The sequence below is a fragment of the Stenotrophomonas rhizophila genome (assembly GCF_020857975.1).
Classification (GTDB): domain Bacteria; phylum Pseudomonadota; class Gammaproteobacteria; order Xanthomonadales; family Xanthomonadaceae; genus Stenotrophomonas; species Stenotrophomonas rhizophila_C.
The window spans coordinates 47,466-64,326 of record NZ_JACWUO010000004.1 but is presented as its reverse complement, the minus strand read 5'-3'; the positions used below and the strand labels follow the sequence as shown (position 1 = coordinate 64,326).

Below are 16,861 nucleotides of genomic sequence, written 5' to 3'. Positions count from 1 at the left end.
CGCCGGAACGACCAGACCCGTATACCGGAAAGGACATCATGCGCCCGCAGCCGCTCGCCGCTTGTCTTCTGGCCGTCCTCCTGCCCCTCGGGGCCGCCGCACAGGCCGCAACTGCTCCTGCAGTACCCGCAGCACCTGCCGCACCCGCTCCGCCTCCTGCCGCCGCCACGCCAGCCCCCCTCACCGGGAGCTTCGACAATGGCCGCGTGCTTGCCTATACCTGCCAGGGTTGCCACGGCATCACCGGCTACAAGAACGCCTACCCCAGCTACAAGGTGCCCAAGATCGGGGGGCAGACCCAGCAGTACCTCAGCCAGGCGCTGAGCGAATACCGCCAGGGCAAGCGCAAGCATCCCACGATGCAGGCGCAGTCCATGAGCTTCAGCGAACAGGAGATCGCCGATCTCGCTGTTTACCTGTCCACCGCCAAATAAGCACGCTCATGACGAAAGCCGCGCCGTTCAAGCGTTATGCCATCGCCCTGTCCGTTGCCCTGCTGCTGGCTGGCTGTTCGCAGTCGCAGGTGGAAAACAGCGCAGATTCCGCCGCAGACCCGGGCCACGCCAGTGGCGAGCACGGGTCGGGCTCCTCCGCCGGCCTGCCAAACGGGCGGGTTGCCGCCGGTGAGGCCCGTGCCCAGGTCAAGGGCAAGGCTACCGGGCAGAGCTGCATCGACTGCCACGGGGCCGACGGCAACAAGCCGATCGACCCGACCTACCCGAAGCTGGGGGGTCAGTACGGGGATTACCTGGCCCATGCGTTGCAGGCCTACCGTGCCGGCGACCGCCAGCATGCGTTGATGACCCCCCAGGCAACCGACCTGAGCGACCAGGACATCGCCGACCTGGCCGCGTATTTCGGTTCGCGGCCCAGCCAGCTGCGCGATCTGCACGGGTTGAAGTGACCGCCAGCAGACCGGCGGCCGTGGAAGGCCGATCAAGGTAGTGCCGGCCGCCGGCCGGCTCCTCGGGATTGCCTGGAGCCGGCCAGCGGCCGGCACTACCGCTATGGCACCGCCAGCCGACAAGGGTCGGTTCTACGCGTCCAGCGCTTCCCAACGCGCATAGGCCGCATCCAGCTCGGCCTGCACCTTGTTCAACTGCTGGGTATGGGCGGCCATGTCGGCGGCGCTGCGCTGGTAGAACGCCGGGTCGTTCATCGCCGCGGTCAGGCCTTCGACGTCCTTTTCCAGGCTCTCGATCTTCAGCGGCAGCTGTTCCAGTTCGCGCGCATCCTTGTAGCTGAGCTTGCGCTTGGGCTCGGCCGGCGCGGCGGCCGCCGCAGCCGGCGCTGCCGGCTTGGCCGCTGCCACCGGGGCCGACGCGGCGGCCGCGGCCACGCGCGCGGCGTGGCGCTGCCAGTCGCTGTAGCCGCCCACGTACTCGCCCACCACGCCGTCGCCTTCCATCACCATCGTGGAGGTCACCACGTTGTCCAGGAAGTCACGGTCGTGGCTGACCAGCAGCAGCGTGCCGGCGTAGTCGCTGAGCAGCTCTTCGAGCAGCTCCAGGGTTTCCACGTCCAGGTCGTTGGTCGGTTCGTCCATCACCAGCAGATTGGACGGCTGGGCGAACAGCTTGGCCAGCAGCAGGCGGTTGCGCTCGCCGCCGGACAGGCGGGTGATCGGCGCGCGGGCGCGCTCGGGCGAGAACAGGAAGTCCTGCAGGTAGGCGTGCACATGCTTGCGCTTGCCGTTGAACTCGATGAAATCGCGGCCCTCGGCCACGTTCTCGATCGCGGTCCAGTCTTCGCGCAGCACCGCGCGGTACTGGTCGAAATAGGCGATCTGCAGGTTGGTACCGGCACGCACTTCGCCGCTCTGCGGCTGCAGGTCGCCCAGCAGCAGCTTGAGCAGGGTGGTCTTGCCGCTGCCGTTGGGGCCGATCAGGCCGATCCGGTCGCCGCGCAGGATAACCGTGCTGAAATCCTTGACCATCACCCGTTCGCCGAAGGCGAAGGAGACGTCCTTGACGTCGATGACCTTCTTGCCGGAGTTCTCCGCCTGCGCCGCTTCCATGCGTACGTTGCCGCCGAGGTCGCGCCGCTGCGAGCGGTCGTTGCGCATCGCCTTGAGCCGGCGCACGCGCCCTTCATCGCGGGTACGGCGGGCCTTGATGCCCTGGCGGATCCAGATTTCTTCCTGCGCCAGCAGCTTGTCGAAGCGCGCGTTTTCCTGCGCCTGTGCGTTGAGCCGTTCCTCGCGGCGGCGCTCGTAGTTGGCCCAGTCGCCCGGCCAGCTGGTGACCTGGCCGCGGTCGATCTCGACGATGCGGGTGGCCAGCGCGCGCAGGAAGCGACGGTCATGGGTGACGAACACCACGCTGCCGTTCCAGTTCTTGAGGAACATTTCCAGCCAGTCGATGGCTTCGATGTCCAGGTGGTTGGTTGGTTCGTCCAGCAGCAGCAGGTCCGGCGAGGACACCAGCGCGCGGCCCAGCAGCACCCGGCGCTTCATGCCGCCGGACAGGCGCGCGAATTCGGCATCGCCGTCCAGGTCCAGCTTGGTCAGGGTTTCGCTGACGCGCTGGTCCAGGCCCCAGCCGTTGGCGGCGTCGATCTTGGCCTGCACGGCCGACAGGGCGTCGCCGTCGAATTCTTCGGCCACGCTCAGATGGTGGAATTCGGCCAGCCACTGGCCCAGCTCGCCCAGGCCGTCGGCGACCACGTCGAACACGCTGCCGGCGGCACCGTGCGGTACTTCCTGTTCCAGCCGGGTGATGCGCACCCCCTGCTGCACGCGGACTTCGCCGTCATCGGGCTTGTGATCGCCGGACAGCAGTTTGAGCAGGGTCGATTTGCCGGCGCCGTTGCGGCCGATCAGGGCGATGCGTTCGCCCGGCTCGATCGACAGTTCGGCTTTTTCCAGCAACAGTGGGCCGCCGACGCTGAAGTCGACGTTTTGCAGAGTAATCAGAGGCATCCGGCCATTGTACGGGCTGGCGGCCCGCGCCGTCGCTCAGCCGTGCGCGAAAGTCGCCGGGGGCAGCCCCAGCAACGCCACCAGCGGCGGCGGCACCCGCTTGCCCGGGTGCCGCACCACCCAGAGCTGGCGCGACAGCGGCGGCAGCGGGGTGGGCAGGATGCGCAGCGTGCCGAGCGCCACCAGGTCGGCCACCGCATGCGCGGACAGGCAGGCCACGCCCAGCCCCGCTGCGGCCGCCTGCTTGATCGCCTCGGTGCTGCCCAGCTGCATGGCGCGGGCGAAGTGATGCAGGTAGGGCAACAGGGCCTGCTCGACCGCCTCGCGGGTGCCCGAGCCGGGTTCACGCAGCAACCAGCGCGCGGCCGCCAGCGTGGTCAGGTCCGGCGCGGCGGGCAGCGCCATGCCCGGCGCGGCGACCACTACCAGTGCATCGCGCTGCCACGGCAGCACCTGCAGGCCGCTTGCATGGCAGGGCCCTTCGATCAGGCCCAGGTCCACCTCCAGCCGCTGTACCGCCGCCACCACCTCGGCACTGTTGCCGATGCGCAGATCCACCTGCGCCTGCGGATTGTCGGCCAGCAGCGCGGCGACCCGGGCCGGCAGCAGGTAGTTGCCGATGGTGGTGCTGGCGCCGATCCGCAACAGCAGCGGCAACGCGCCGGCGTCGGCCTGCCCCACCCCGGCCTGCCGCTCCAGGTCGCCGGCCGCCACCAGCAGCGCACGGGCCGGGTCGAGCAGTGCCCGTCCCTGCGCATTGAGCACCAGGCGACGGCCGATGCGGTCGAACAGCGGCGCGGCCAGCTGGCTCTCCAGGTCGTTGAGCGCGGCGCTGGTGGCCGACTGCGACAGGGCCAACCGCGCGCCGGCCGCCGCCGTGGTGCCGGCATCGGCGGTGGCGACGAAAACCTGCCATTGGCGAAGGGTCAGATGCACGCAGCAATTAAGTCACAAAACCGGTTGAAATGACACGGACAATGCGTTTTACAGGTTTATTTGAGGCGCGCACGCTGTAGGCCTGATCTGGACAGGAGCCCCACCCGTGAACGCCGCCGCCCTCCCCTTGCCCGCCCCCACCCTGGCCCAGCGCTGGCGCGTGCGCCTGCCCGGGCTGTTGCTGACGGCTGCAGTGGCCACCGCAGCGATGGGGCTGGCGACCCAGCCGTGGCTGCAGACCCACGGCATCAGTGCGTTGACCCTGGCCATCGTGCTGGGGATCGCGCTGGGCAACACGCTCTATCCGCGGCTGGCCGCACGCGCCGGCGCCGGCGTCGGGTTCTCCAAGCAGTGGCTGCTCCGCGCCGGCATCGTGCTGTACGGCCTGCGCCTGACCTTCCAGGACATCGGCCAGGTCGGCGTGGCCGGCGTGCTGATCGACGCACTGGTGCTGGCCAGCACGTTCGCGCTGGCCTGGTGGGCGGGCACGCGCTGGTTCGGCATGGATCGGAACAGCGCCCTGCTGATCGGGGCCGGCAGCTCGATCTGCGGAGCGGCGGCCGTGATGGCGGCCGAGCCGGTGGTGAGCGGGCGCGCCGAACAGGTGACCGTGGCCGTCTCCACGGTGGTGGTGTTCGGGACGCTCGCGATGTTCCTGTACCCCATGCTTTACCAGCTCAACGCGGCGCACGGGTGGATCCCGATCAGCGCGCAGGCCTACGGCGTGTTCACCGGCTCGACCGTGCACGAAGTGGCCCAGGTGGTTGCGGCCGGGCGTGCGGTCAGCGAGACGGCCGCCGACACGGCGGTGATCGCCAAGATGGTGCGGGTGATGATGCTGGCCCCGTTCCTGGTGGCGCTGTCGCTGCTGCTGGCGCGCGGCGCCGCTGCCCGGGCCGGCGCGGCGCGGGCGAAGATCGTGGTGCCGTGGTTCGCGTTCGGCTTCGTCGCGGTGGCCGGGCTCAATTCGCTGCAACTGCTGCCGGCCGCGCTGGTGGCCCAGGCCGTCGCGGTGGACACCGCGCTGCTGGCCATGGCGATGGCCGCGCTGGGCCTGACCACCCATGTCTCGGCACTGCGCCAGGCCGGGATCAGGCCGCTGCTGCTGGCCCTGCTGCTGTTCGGCTGGTTGCTGGCCGGCGGGCTGGGGATCAACGTTGGCGTGCACGCGTTGCTGGGATGAGCGCGTGCCCCATGCAACACTGGTGCGATGAAGCGTGAGCGTGTTCCCCCCGTCGATCGCCGTCGCCTGCACATCCCGTACCGCCTGGTGCTGGATCGCTACGGGGCGGTCGATGAAGCCGAAGACGACCTGCTCGACCTGCTGCAGCGGGTGCTGGGCCCGGATGTGGTCGTACGCTGGGAGCAGGACATCGGCCACCCCAACCCCTGGTTCCATACGTTGATTCTGGATGTCAGCGACGGCCCGGGCGAGTTCAGCCATGCCCAGCACACCGCGTTGGTGGAGGGACTGCAGGCGTTGGATCTGGCCTGAGCAGCGCCGGCACACGCCCGGCAGGCGGCGCAGCGGGTAGAATGCGCCATGAATGAATTCTCCGAACTGCCCCTGTCGGCCTCGCTGGCGGCGGGCATCGACGCGCTGGGCTACACCCGCCTGACCCCCGTGCAGGCGCAGAGCCTGCCGGCCATCCTCGAACGCCGCGACGTGATCGCCCAGGCGCCTACCGGCAGCGGCAAGACCGCCGCGTTCGGCCTGGGCCTGCTGCAGGCACTGGACCCGTCGGTGATCCGCGCCCAGGCGTTGGTGCTGTGCCCGACCCGCGAACTGGCCGACCAAGTCGGCAAGCAGATCCGCAAACTGGCCACCGGCATCCCCAACCTGAAGCTGGTGGTGCTGACCGGCGGCATGCCGCTGGGCCCGCAGCTGGCCTCGCTGGAAGCGCATGACCCGCATGTGGTGGTGGGCACGCCCGGCCGCATCCAGGAACTGGGCCGCAAGCGCGCCCTGCACCTGGGCGGGGTGACCACGCTGGTGCTGGACGAAGCCGACCGCATGCTCGACATGGGCTTTGAAGAGCCGATCCGCGAGATCGCCGGGCGCACCAGCAAGGACCGCCAGACGCTGCTGTTTTCGGCCACCTTCCCCGACGAAATCCGCGCGATCGCGCGCGTGCTGCTGCGCGACCCGGTGGAAGTGACGGTGGAAGGCGCCGACCACGCCCCGGCGATCCGCCACCTGTTCTGCGAGACCGACCTTGCCAACAAGCAGAAGGCGCTGGCCGGCCTACTGCTGAAGTACACGCCCGAATCGACCGTGGTGTTCTGCAATACCCGCCGCGACGTGGACGATGTGGCCATCTCGCTGCAGCAGTTCGGTTTCTCCGCGCTGCCGCTGCATGGCGAGATGGAACAGCGCGACCGCGACGAAGTGCTGGTGCGCTTCTCCAACCGCAGCTGCAACGTGCTGGTGGCCAGCGACGTGGCCGCGCGCGGGTTGGACGTGCAGGACCTGGCGGCGGTGATCAACTACGAGCTGCCCACCGACATCGAAACCTACGAACACCGGGTCGGCCGCACCGGCCGTGCCGGCGCCACCGGCCTGGCGATCAGCCTGGTCACCAGCCGTGAGCGCAGCCGCGCCGATGCGCTGGAACTGGCGCAGGGCAAGCCGCTGGACTGGCAGAAGACGCCGCTGGCCACCGCACGCCCGGCGGTATTGCCGCAGGCGGCGATGGAGACCCTGCGCATCGACGGCGGCAAGACCGACAAGCTGCGCCCCGGCGACATCCTCGGTGCGCTGACCGGCGAGGCCGGGCTGTCGGCCAAGGTGATCGGCAAGATCGACATCTATGCCACCCGTTCCTACGTGGCCATCGCCCGCGAGCAGGTCGGCCGGGCCATCGCGCGGCTGGAAGCGGGCAAGATCAAGGGCAAGCGCTTCCGCGTGCGGAAGATGTAAACACGCCGCCACAGCACCGGGCTCTGCCCGGCTGCTGTTGCTGTTGCTGTTGGCATTGCTTCTTGGGTAGTGCCGGCCGCTGGCCGGCTCCTCATGAAGCCAGGCAGGATCAAATGCGTTTCGTGCCCCTGCGGGGCGCGAGTCACTTTCTGATGGCGCACATCCGTGTGCGCCACCCTACGGGCCAGCTGCGCTGTTCCGCGCCGCTCCTGCGGCGCTGGTGCTCGTGCAAGAAAGTAACCAAAGAACACGCCCGCGCCTCCGTAACAGCGAATCTCCGTAGTGAAGAACGCGTCGCCACGCGCCTATCTCCTGACGTATGGGACTGCGATGCTCGGCTCGCTCCAAGGGGGAGGTAGATCAAGATCACCAGCAACAGCAACAGCAACGGCAGCCGGGCAGAGCCCGGCTCTACGGCAACGGCAACGGCAACGGCAACGGCGACGGCGACGGCGACGGCAACGGCAACGGCAACGGCAACGGCAACGGCGACGGCGACGGCAACGGCGACGGCAACGGCAACGGCAACGGCAACGGCGACGGCAACGGCAACGGCAACGGCGACGGCAACGGCGACGGCAACGGCGACGGCAACGGCAACGGCAACGGCAACGGCAACGGCAACGGCAACGGCGACGGCGACGGCAACGGCGACGGCAACGGCAACGGCGACGGCAACGGCAACGGCAACGGCAACGGCAACGGCGACGGCGACGGCGACCGCAAGAGCAACAGCGGCAACCACCGCCACCTCACGGCCGGATCAATACACCAGGTTCGCCAGCAGCGGCACGTCCGCATCCCAGCGGTCGCGGGCCCCCAGGCCGGCCAGCTCGACCAGTACCGCCGCGCCCACCACTTCCACCTGCAGCTGGCGCGCCAGCGACAACGCCGCCAGCAGCGTGCCGCCGGTGGCCAGCACATCGTCCACCACCAACACCCGCGCACCGGCCGGCAGCGCATCGGCATGCACCTCGATGCTGTCGGTGCGGTATTCCAGCGTGTAATCCTGCTTCAAGGTGCGGCCCGGCAACTTGCCCGGCTTGCGCACCGGTACGAAGCCCACGCCCAGCACCTGCGCCATCGCTGCGCCCAGGATGAAACCGCGCGACTCGATGCCCATCACCGCCTGCAGGCCGGCGTCGCGCCACGGTGCCACCATCGCATCGATCGCAGCGGCGAAATCGGCGCCGTCGGCAAGCAGCGGCATGATGTCCTTGAACAGGATGCCCGGCTTGGGGAAATCGGCGACATCGCGCAGGCGGCCGGCCCAGGCAGGCGTGGCGGAGGAATCGGTCATGGGAACAGGCTGCAAACGGGTGGCATAGGGTAACCCGGTCCGTGCGGCGCGCCGTTCACCCTGCCGCTGCCCAGGCCGGAAAGCTGCGTTGCGCGGCTCAGCGCGCGGCACCTGGCGTCACTTGGCGCAGGACCAGATCAGGAACTGCACGACAAGGTCGAACAGCCGGCCTTGTCGCGCGCCCAGTCCGGGCGCTTGCCAGCGTAGTGCTCCCGCCCGGGCTGCTCCTGGTAGGGATGGCGCAGCACCTCCAGCAGGGTATGTACCCCGCCCGGATCGCCCTGCTCGGCCTGCTCGATCGCCTCCTGCGCCAGCCAGTTGCGCAGCACGTAGAGCGGATTGGCCCGGCCCATCCGCTGCCGCCGCACCTGCGCGCCCAGGCCATCGGCGCGCAGGCGGGCGGCGTACAGCTGCAGCCATGCCTGCAGCGACGGCAGCACCGCCTCGCGGCGTGCCGGGCTGTAGAACGCATCCTCCAGCACCGCCACCGAAGGCGATGCCGGGTCGAGTTCCATCAAGCTGCGGAAGGCGATGGTCATGTCCATCTCGCCCTCGTGCAGGATGTCCTGCCAGGCCGCCATCATCGCCACGTCATCATCGCCGCAGGCCTCCAGGCCCAGCTTGGCGGCGATGTCGGCGCGCTCGCATTGCCCATGCACCTGCTGGAAACGCGCCAGGCCCTCGTGCAGCGGGGCCACGTCATCGAGCAGCGGGGCCAGCGCCTGCGCCAGGCGGGTTAGGTTCCAGTACGCCACCTGCGGCTGGGTGCCGAAACGGTAGCGGCGGCCCTGGGCATCGGTGGTGTTGGGGGTCCAGTCCGGATCGTAGTCCTCTACCCAGCCATACGGACCGTAGTCGATGGTCAGGCCGAGAATGGACATGTTGTCGGTGTTCATCACCCCATGCACGAAGCCGACCCGCATCCAGTGCGCGACCATCACCGCGGTACGCTCGCAGACCTGGGCGAACCACTGCGCATGGCGGGCCGGCCCGGCAGCGGCCAGCTGCGGGAAATCGCGGGCGATGCAGAGATCGGCCAGCTGCCGCAGCAGCGCCACATCGCCGCGCGATGCCGGCAGTTCGAAGCTGCCGAAGCGGATGAACGACGGCGCTACCCGGCACACGATCGCGCCCGGCTCGGCCTGGGGATGACCGTCGTAGAACATGTCGCGCACCACCGCATCGCCGGTGCCGACCAGGCTCAGCGCGCGCGTGGTCGGCACGCCCAGGTGGTGCATCGCCTCGCTGCACAGGAACTCGCGGATCGACGAGCGCAGCACCGCGCGGCCATCGGCGCCGCGCGAGTACGGGGTGCGCCCTGCGCCTTTCAACTGCAGTTCCCAGCGCGCGCCGTCGGCGGCGATCAGCTCGCCCAGCGAAATCGCGCGGCCGTCGCCGAGCTGCCCGGCCCAGTGCCCGAACTGGTGCCCGCCATAATTGGCCGCCCAGGGCTGCATCCCGTCATACAGCGCGTTGCCGCCGAACACCCGGGCAAAATCGTCGCTGTCCAGCAGGTCCCGGCCCAGGCCCAGCAGGTCGGCGACCTCGTCCGAACGAGCCAGCAGCCGTGGGTCGGCCACCGGCGTGGGCATGACCGCGGACCAGGCCGCGTCGCGCACTTCACGCACGCGCGGGCCGGTTTCCGGGTCGCCGGGCAGTTCACGGATGAAACGATTGTCAAAGCGCAGCGGGTCGGTACTCATCCGCTTCAGATGGGGCCGCCGCGGCGCCGGTGCAAGCTCATCCGGCGCCGGCCCCCAGGTTCAGCGCGCCGCCGCGTTCGACCGCCCGCTGGTAGGCCGGGCGCTGCTGGATGCGCGCCAGGTAGGCCTGCAGGCGCGGGTAGGCGTCCATGCTGCCGGCGCGCGCGGCGGCGGCCTGGATCGGGAAGCTCATCTGGATGTCGGCGGCGGTGAAGCGTTCGCCGGCAAACCACGGCGCCTGCTCCAGTTCGCTTTCCATCCAGTCCAGGTGCAGGGTCAGCTGGGGGCCGATGAACCCCTTCATCACCTTGTCGACGATGCCACGCGCGATCGGCCTGGCGAAGAACGGCATCGGCGCCTTGCGTACCCGCGCAAACACCAGGCTCATCAACAGCGGCGGCATCGCCGAGCCTTCGGCGTAGTGCATCCAGTAGCGGTAGCGCAGCCGCTCGGGGGCCTGGGCCGGCATCGGCTCGGGCGACAGCTGGCGGCCGCTGTCGTAGCGGTCGGCCAGGTATTCCAGGATCGCGCCGGATTCGGCCAGCACCAGGGTGTCGTCCTGCAGCACCGGCGACTTGCCCAGCGGGTGCACCTGGCGCAATGCCTGCGGTGCCAGCCAGGTGGCCCGGTCGCGCTGGTAGTTGACCAGCTGATACGGCAGCCCCAGTTCTTCGAGCATCCACAGCACGCGCTGCGAGCGCGAGTGGTCCAGATGGTGCACCTTGATCATCGACAGTCCACATGGTCAAAGCAGCATCGTAACCGCGCATGCGGGTTCTGCCGACGGCGTTGCGCGCCGGGCGCCGGCGGCGGCACAAATAAAAACGCCGGAAGCTTTCGCTCCCGGCGTTTCAAGCAACCTGACGGTTACAGGGGTCGATTAGACCGCCTGCACCTGATCAGCCTGCATACCCTTCTGGCCCTGGACGGCGACGAAGGTGACCTTCTGGCCTTCCTGCAGCGACTTGAAGCCGGTGCCCTGGATGGCGCGGAAATGCACGAACAGGTCCGGGCCGCTTTCCGGGGTGATGAAGCCGAAGCCCTTGGCATCGTTGAACCACTTGACGGTACCGCTCTGACGATCAGACATGTACAAACTCCTGAAACAATAGTTGAAATAATCGCGGCCACCGCGTATCGGAGCCGAGACTGAGTTGCAGGCGTTGGTAAAGCGGATCGATGAGCAGATCGTGAGATCAACTGCACCAGGCCACGATTCACGGTGACCCTAGCAAACACAGTAAGGAGGACGATACGCGTGTTTGCGGGAAAAAGCGATAGCTGGTCAATTCAGTCGTCCAGCCCGTCCCGCCTGACACTGCAAGGGATGGGGCCATCCTGACAGAATTCGGGGCCCCCATTCAGATTTTTCCTACCTTAAGTTCAGCCAAATGGCCGGTCCAAAGCGCCGGATTGTTGACGCGGCTGCACCCGGGCATCCAGCAGGGCCTCGCCAGCGGCCGGCCCTACCCTTCCCCGCCTTCCGGACCGCCCAGCGCCAGGCCGCTGCTGAACCGGCGCGGCTGCCCGGTCAGCGGGTCGTCGAACGCCAGGGCCTGCGCCAGCAGCTGCAGCGGTGGCCCATCGCCGTCCTGCCCGTCGCCGCGCAGCTGCGGGTACAGGTCGTCGCCCAGGATCGGCGCGCCCAGCGCGGCCATGTGCACACGCAGCTGGTGCTTGCGCCCGGTATGCGGGTGCAGCCGGTAGTGCCAGACCGGGCCGGCGGCGTCGATCACCTCGATCCGGGTCTGTGCATTGGGCTGGCCGGGCGCCTCGGCCATGCGGAAGAACGGTTCGCCCGGCACCAGCCGGCTGTGCCGCTCCAGCGGAAAATCCAGCCCCGGCAGTGCCGGCGCCAGGGCCTGGTAGGTCTTGGTGATGCGGCGCTCGCGGAACAGGCGCTGGTAGGCATCGCGCGAATCGGGCCGGGCCGAGAACAGCACCAGCCCGGCGGTCAGCCGGTCCAGCCGGTGCAGCGGCACCAGGGCGGTGTTGCCGGTGCGCGCCACCAGCCGCGCCAGCAGGGTCTGCTGCACATAGGCCCCGGCCGGGGTCACCGGCAGGAAATGCGGCTTGTCGGCCACCAGCAGGTGCGCGTCCTGGTAGACGACGGCCTCCTGGAAGGGAATCGATGGCTCGGCGGCCACCTCGCGGAAGTACTGGATCTCCAGGCCCACCTGCCAGGCCCGGGTAGGGGCCAGCGCCCTGCCCTGCGCGTCCAGCACCCGGCCGCGCGCGAAGCGGTCCAGCCACTGCGCGCGGCCGATGCGCGGGAACCGCGCGCACAGCCCGTCCAGCAGCGTGGCCCAGTCACCGGGGGGCAACTGCAGGCGGCTGGGGGTGGGGGCAACGGGGATCGGATCGGACGGGACCATGGCGAACCATTATCATGGCGCTCTTTGTTCACGGTACCCCCATGGCCCTCACCGCCACCATCCGCAAGGCCGAACTGCAGATCAGCGACATGGATCGCGGCTACTACGCCAATCATGCGCTGACCCTGGCCCAGCATCCGTCGGAAACCGACGAGCGCCTGATGGTGCGGCTGCTGGCCTTCGCGCTGAACGCCGATGACCGGCTGGAGTTCGGCCGCGGCCTCAGCGTGGACGACGAACCGGACCTGTGGCGCCGCGACTACACCGGCGACATCGAACTGTGGATCGAGCTGGGCGCGCCGGACGAATCGCGCCTGCGCAAGGCCGCCGGGCGTGCCCGCGCGGTGCAGCTGATCACCTATGCCGGCCGTGCCACCGATATCTGGTGGGAGCGCAACGCCTCGGCGGCCAACAAGCTGTCGGCGCTGGAAGTGATGGACCTGCCGGCCGAGTTCGTCGGCCAGTGGGGCGAGCAGATCGAACGCACCATGCGCTGGGACGTGATGATCCAGGACAGCGAAGTACAGCTGATCTCGGACAAGGCGCACCTGACCGTCACCCCCGTCTGGCGCAAGCGCAAACCGCAGGCATGAGTGTGATCCGCTGTGACGTGCTGGTCATCGGGGCCGGTGCGGCCGGGCTGATGTGCGCGCTCACCGCGGGCCAGCGTGGCCGCCTCGTGCAGGTGATCGACCATGCCAACAAGGTCGGCAAGAAGATCCTGATGTCCGGCGGCGGGCGCTGCAACTTCACCAACACCGGCACCACCGCGGCCAACTTCCTGTCGGCCAACCCGCATTTCTGCAAGTCGGCACTGGCCCGCTACACGCCCTACGACTTCATCGGGATGGTCGAGCGCCACGGCATCGCCTATCACGAAAAAGAACTGGGCCAGCTGTTCTGCGATGTGTCCTCCAAGCAGATCGTGCGCATGCTGCTGGACGAGTGCCAGGCCGCCGGGGTGCAGATCCGCACCGACTGCGCGGTAAGCACGGTCGAACGCGGCGCCGACGGCTTCCACGTGCACGCCGCGCAGGGGCACTTCCATGCCGCCTCGCTGGTGGTGGCCACCGGCGGGTTGTCCATTCCCAGCATGGGCGCCAGCGGCCTGGGCTACGAGCTGGCCCGCCAGTTCGGCCACGAGGTGCTGCCGACCCGTGCCGGGCTGGTGCCGCTGACCTTGAGCGGCAGGCACCAGGAGCGTTTCCAGGACCTGAGCGGGGTGGCGCTGCCGGTGACGGCGCGCTGCAACGAGGTCGAGTTCCGCAACTCGATGCTGATCACCCACCGCGGCATCAGCGGCCCGGCGATCCTGCAGATCTCCTCGTACTGGCAGCCCGGCGACGACCTGCGCCTGGACCTGCTGCCCGGCCAGGACGCCGAGGCCTGGCTGCGCGCGATGAAGCGCGACCGTGGCGCGGCCGAACTGCGCACGGTGTTGTCCGAGGTGCTGCCGCGGCGGCTGGCGCTGCGCCTGTGCGAGCACTGGCTGCCGGACCGCCCGGTGCGCCAGATCGATGAGCCGCAGCTGCGTCAGGCCGCGGCACTGCTGGGCAGCTTCCCGCTGGTGGCCAGCGGCACCGAGGGCTACCGCACCGCCGAGGTCACCCTGGGCGGGGTGGACACGCGCAAGGTATCGTCCAGTACGTTTGAATCGCAGTTGGTGCCGGGCCTGCACTTCGTGGGGGAAGTGCTGGATGTGACCGGCTGGTTGGGGGGCTACAACTTCCAATGGGCGTGGGCCTGCGGGCACGCGGCCGGCCAGGTGGTCTGAGCGGGCGCAGGTTCCGTGATCGGCGACCGTAGGCGCATGGACGCCGTCACCCGCATCGTGTATCAAGTTTGCAGTCCGGGGAGTTAGTGAATGCAGAACGCCAATGACATCACCGTCCGCCTGCTGATCGTGGACGACAGCGGTGAGAACGCTGAAACCATCGTCAGCACGCTGCGCAACAGCGGCATCGCGGTGCGCCCGGCGCGCCCGCAGCACAGCCAGGAGCTGGCCCAGATGCTGGGCAGCCAGCCGATCGACCTGGTGCTGGTGGCACCGGCGCAGAGCATTCCGCTGCTGCAGGTGACCCAGCAGATCGCGGCCAGCGGCAAGGACATTCCGATGATCCTGCTGGCCGAGTCGATCGACGAGACCGAGTGGGTCGAGGCCGGGGCCAACGGCATCCGCGCCATCGCCCTGCGCCACCGCCCGGAGCACCTGCTGGCGGTGGTGCGCAACGAATGGACCGATCTGCAGGCGCGCCGCGGGCTGCGCCGGATCGAAGCGCAGATGCGCGAAACCGAGCGCCGCTGCGACGCGCTGATCTCCTCCTCGCGCGACCCGATCGCCTATGTGCACGAGGGCATGCACATCCGGGCCAACGAGGCCTACCTGGAGATGTTCGGCTACGAGTCGTTCGACGATGTCGAAGGCATTTCGCTGCTGGACATGGTCGCCCCGCAGCACGTGGACGGCTTCAAGCAGCTGCTCAAGTCGATGAGCAAGGGCGAGGCGCCGCCACCGCAGTACCAGGTGGACGCACGCAACCAGGATGGCGCGGTGTTCCCGGCCACCATGGAATTCACCCAGGCCAGCTACGAGGGCGAATCCTGCCTGCAGGTGGTGTTCCGCCGCCGGCGCATGGAGTTCGACCCGGAACTGGCGCGCGAGGTCGAAGACCTGCGCCAGCGCGACCAGGTCACCGGCCTGCTCAACCGCCCCACCTTCATGCTGCACGTGGAAAACGCGGTGGCCCAGGCCGGGCGCAGCGAGGGCCAGTTCGGCCTGTTGTTGATCGAGCCGGACCACTATGCGCGGCTGCTGCCGGACATCGGCCTGGATTCGGCCGATGCCCTGATCGGCGCGCTGGGCCAGGTACTGGCCGGCAGCGTCGGCGACCGCGCGCAGGTGGCGCGCTTTGGCGAGCACAGCTTCGCGGTACTGACCGAAGGCGCCTACGCGCAGACGGTGGCGCTGGCCGAGCAGATCCGCGAGGCCTTCGCCGCGCAGGTGTTCAGCATCGGCGAGCGTTCGGCCACGGTCACGGTGAGCATCGGCGGGGTGCAGGTCGGCGAGAAGATCGCCAGCATCGGCCAGGTGCTGGCCCGTGCCACCGAGTGCCAGCAGGCCGCCTCCGAGCTGGGCAATACCTGCCGCATCTTCGATCCGGCCGCGGTCGACCGGGTCGAGGAGGAGCGCATCCAGCGCTGGGTGGCGCGGATCGGCGAGGCGCTGGCCGGCGACGGCTTCCAACTGCACTACCAGCCGGTGCTGAACCTGCAGGGCGAGCCACTGGAGCTGTACGAGGCCTACCTGCGCCTGGAGAACAACGGCGAGCTGCTCAGCCCGACCGCGTTCCTGGGCATCGCCGAGGAACACGGGCTGCTGGCCGATATCAACCGCTGGGTGGTGGCCCATGCGATCGGCGTGCTTGGCCAGCGCGAGCGCGCCGGGCATGCCACGCACATGATGGTCAGGATCACCCCCGAATCGTTCAGCGACCCGCAGATGATCGCCACCCTGCGCCGCGAACTGCTGGCCCACGGCGTGCCCGGCGAACGGCTGTGGCTGCACGCACCGGAGGCCAAGGTGTTCACCCACCTGCGCAATGCCCAGCAGTTCCTGGCCGAGCTGGCCCCGCTGGGCTGCCGGATCGGGCTGGAGCAGTTCGGCTCGGGGCTGGATTCTTTCCAGTTGCTGGCGCACTTCCAGCCGCAGTTCCTCAAGCTGGACCGCGACTTCACCTGCGATTTCGCCCGCGCCCGCGAGCACAGCGAGAAGATCGGCGAGATCACCGCACGCGCGCAGGCCGCCAACATCCGCACCATCGCCGAGTTCGTCGCCGATGCCAACTCGATGAGCCTGCTGTTCAGTGCCGGGGTGGACTACGTGCAGGGCGAGTTCGTCGGCCCGGCCGGGCCGCTGATGAACTTCGATTTCGCTTAAGACGCGTCACGACCAACGGTCGTGACCTACCGGTCGTGACCTACCGCCAACGATCGTGATCCACCGCGTGGGCCGGGCGAATCATTGCCGCGGGCGGGCCGCCCGCAGGCCATGCAGCAGCAGGTCCAGCGCGGCCAGTGCCTGGGTCAGGCGGACCGTGGCGTCGGGCCCCTCGGCGATCCAGAACGCCGCTTCGGCAAGGCTGCCATAGATCAGCGACGCCAGCGCCTGGGGGTTGGCATCGGCCACCACGCCCAGGCGCACCAGGTTCTCGATCAGGCCCTGCATCGAGGCCACGCAGTGGCGCTGCGCCTCCGGTGATGCCCCGCCCAGCACCGCGCGCGCATCGCGCAGCACGATCCGTTGGATATCCGGTTCCAGGGCCATGTGCAGGTACGCCTGGCAGCGGTTGCGAAACCCTTCCCACGGATCGGTGGCAGTGGCCGAGATGGCCTGCAGCCGTGCATCCATGGCCGCGTCCATCTGCGCCACCAGAGCCTGCAGCAATCCCTTCTTGTCGCCGAAGTGGTGATACAGCGCGCCACGGGTAAGCCCTGCCTGCGCGGTCAGATCGTCCATCGAGGTATCGGCATAACCGCGCTCGGTGAACACCGCGTGCGCGGTCGCCAACAGGGCGGCGCGGGTTTGTTCCATCTCGGCGCGGGTACGACGTGCCATCCAGTCAACTCCTTACATACATTCCGTATGATTGTTTACATTCACTGCGTATGTATATAGGATTTTATTCATACACACCGTATGTATGTGCG

General features: G+C 68.8%; 17 protein-coding genes. 8 read left to right on the top strand and 9 right to left on the bottom strand.

From position 1 onward, the window contains the following. Positions 1-38: 38 nt before the first annotated feature. Positions 39-434 carry a c-type cytochrome gene (locus IC535_RS05405; RefSeq protein WP_228885183.1) on the top strand — a complete coding sequence of 132 codons (396 nt, stop codon included), beginning with the start codon at positions 39-41 and terminating at the stop codon, positions 432-434. A gap of 8 nt (positions 435-442) precedes the next feature. After that, positions 443-904, top strand: a complete 462-nt coding sequence (locus IC535_RS05400) for a c-type cytochrome (RefSeq protein ID WP_228885184.1) — start codon at positions 443-445, stop codon at positions 902-904. Between the two features lie 132 nt (positions 905-1,036). On the opposite strand, the gene IC535_RS05395 is transcribed toward IC535_RS05400, so the two are convergent. Then, the gene (locus IC535_RS05395; RefSeq protein ID WP_228885185.1) at positions 1,037-2,920 is read right to left on the bottom strand and encodes an ATP-binding cassette domain-containing protein; all 1,884 of its coding nucleotides are present in this window, start codon (positions 2,918-2,920) and stop codon (positions 1,037-1,039) included. A 36-nt stretch (positions 2,921-2,956) separates the two neighbouring features. Beyond that, entirely contained in the window at positions 2,957-3,856 is a 900-nt protein-coding gene (locus tag IC535_RS05390) for a LysR family transcriptional regulator (RefSeq protein ID WP_228885186.1), read from the bottom strand. Between the two features lie 106 nt (positions 3,857-3,962). Here IC535_RS05390 and IC535_RS05385 point away from each other — a divergent pair, with 106 nt between their 5' ends. From IC535_RS05385 to dbpA, 3 genes are read left to right on the top strand one after another with little or no spacing between them, the layout of a single operon-like run. Continuing rightward, positions 3,963-5,039 carry a YeiH family protein gene (locus IC535_RS05385; protein WP_228885187.1) on the top strand — a complete coding sequence of 359 codons (1,077 nt, stop codon included), beginning with the start codon at positions 3,963-3,965 and terminating at the stop codon, positions 5,037-5,039. A gap of 27 nt (positions 5,040-5,066) precedes the next feature. Further along, positions 5,067-5,351, top strand: a complete 285-nt coding sequence (locus IC535_RS05380; protein ID WP_228885188.1) for a hypothetical protein — start codon at positions 5,067-5,069, stop codon at positions 5,349-5,351. A 48-nt stretch (positions 5,352-5,399) separates the two neighbouring features. Continuing rightward, positions 5,400-6,776, top strand: a complete 1,377-nt coding sequence (gene dbpA, locus IC535_RS05375) for an ATP-dependent RNA helicase DbpA (RefSeq protein ID WP_228885189.1) — start codon at positions 5,400-5,402, stop codon at positions 6,774-6,776. Between the two features lie 411 nt (positions 6,777-7,187). Here dbpA and IC535_RS05370 read toward each other — a convergent pair whose 3' ends face one another. The 6 genes from IC535_RS05370 to IC535_RS05345 form a co-directional block, all read right to left on the bottom strand. Beyond that, on the bottom strand, positions 7,188-7,517 hold the full coding sequence (locus IC535_RS05370) for a hypothetical protein (RefSeq protein WP_228885190.1): 330 nt from the start codon (positions 7,515-7,517) through the stop codon (positions 7,188-7,190). A 22-nt stretch (positions 7,518-7,539) separates the two neighbouring features. Next, positions 7,540-8,076 (bottom strand): adenine phosphoribosyltransferase, encoded by a 537-nt coding sequence (locus IC535_RS05365; protein WP_228885191.1) that lies wholly within the window; start codon positions 8,074-8,076, stop codon positions 7,540-7,542. 137 nt (positions 8,077-8,213) lie between these two features. Continuing rightward, positions 8,214-9,779, bottom strand: a complete 1,566-nt coding sequence (locus IC535_RS05360) for a protein adenylyltransferase SelO (protein WP_228885192.1) — start codon at positions 9,777-9,779, stop codon at positions 8,214-8,216. 37 nt (positions 9,780-9,816) lie between these two features. Beyond that, positions 9,817-10,509 carry a glutathione S-transferase gene (locus tag IC535_RS05355; protein WP_228885193.1) on the bottom strand — a complete coding sequence of 231 codons (693 nt, stop codon included), beginning with the start codon at positions 10,507-10,509 and terminating at the stop codon, positions 9,817-9,819. A 150-nt stretch (positions 10,510-10,659) separates the two neighbouring features. After that, positions 10,660-10,869, bottom strand: a complete 210-nt coding sequence (locus IC535_RS05350; protein ID WP_006451993.1) for a cold-shock protein — start codon at positions 10,867-10,869, stop codon at positions 10,660-10,662. A 376-nt stretch (positions 10,870-11,245) separates the two neighbouring features. Continuing rightward, entirely contained in the window at positions 11,246-12,154 is a 909-nt protein-coding gene (locus tag IC535_RS05345; RefSeq protein ID WP_228885194.1) for a pseudouridine synthase, read from the bottom strand. A gap of 41 nt (positions 12,155-12,195) precedes the next feature. On the opposite strand from IC535_RS05345, the gene IC535_RS05340 reads away from it, so the two are divergent. From IC535_RS05340 to IC535_RS05330, 3 genes are all read left to right on the top strand, one after another. Further along, complete coding sequence (locus tag IC535_RS05340; protein WP_228885195.1) at positions 12,196-12,747, top strand: YaeQ family protein; 552 nt, start codon at positions 12,196-12,198, stop codon at positions 12,745-12,747. Beyond that, on the top strand, positions 12,744-13,928 hold the full coding sequence (locus IC535_RS05335) for an NAD(P)/FAD-dependent oxidoreductase (protein WP_228885196.1): 1,185 nt from the start codon (positions 12,744-12,746) through the stop codon (positions 13,926-13,928). The genes IC535_RS05340 and IC535_RS05335 overlap by 4 nt, the downstream gene beginning before the upstream one ends. 90 nt (positions 13,929-14,018) lie before the next feature. Further along, positions 14,019-16,091 carry a GGDEF/EAL domain-containing response regulator gene (locus IC535_RS05330; RefSeq protein ID WP_228885197.1) on the top strand — a complete coding sequence of 691 codons (2,073 nt, stop codon included), beginning with the start codon at positions 14,019-14,021 and terminating at the stop codon, positions 16,089-16,091. Positions 16,092-16,172: 81 nt separating this feature from the next. Here the strand turns inward: IC535_RS05330 and IC535_RS05325 are convergent, their stop codons facing one another. Beyond that, a complete protein-coding gene (locus IC535_RS05325) occupies positions 16,173-16,769 on the bottom strand; it encodes a TetR/AcrR family transcriptional regulator (protein ID WP_228885198.1) in 597 nt (198 codons plus the stop codon). Positions 16,770-16,861 lie beyond the last annotated feature (92 nt).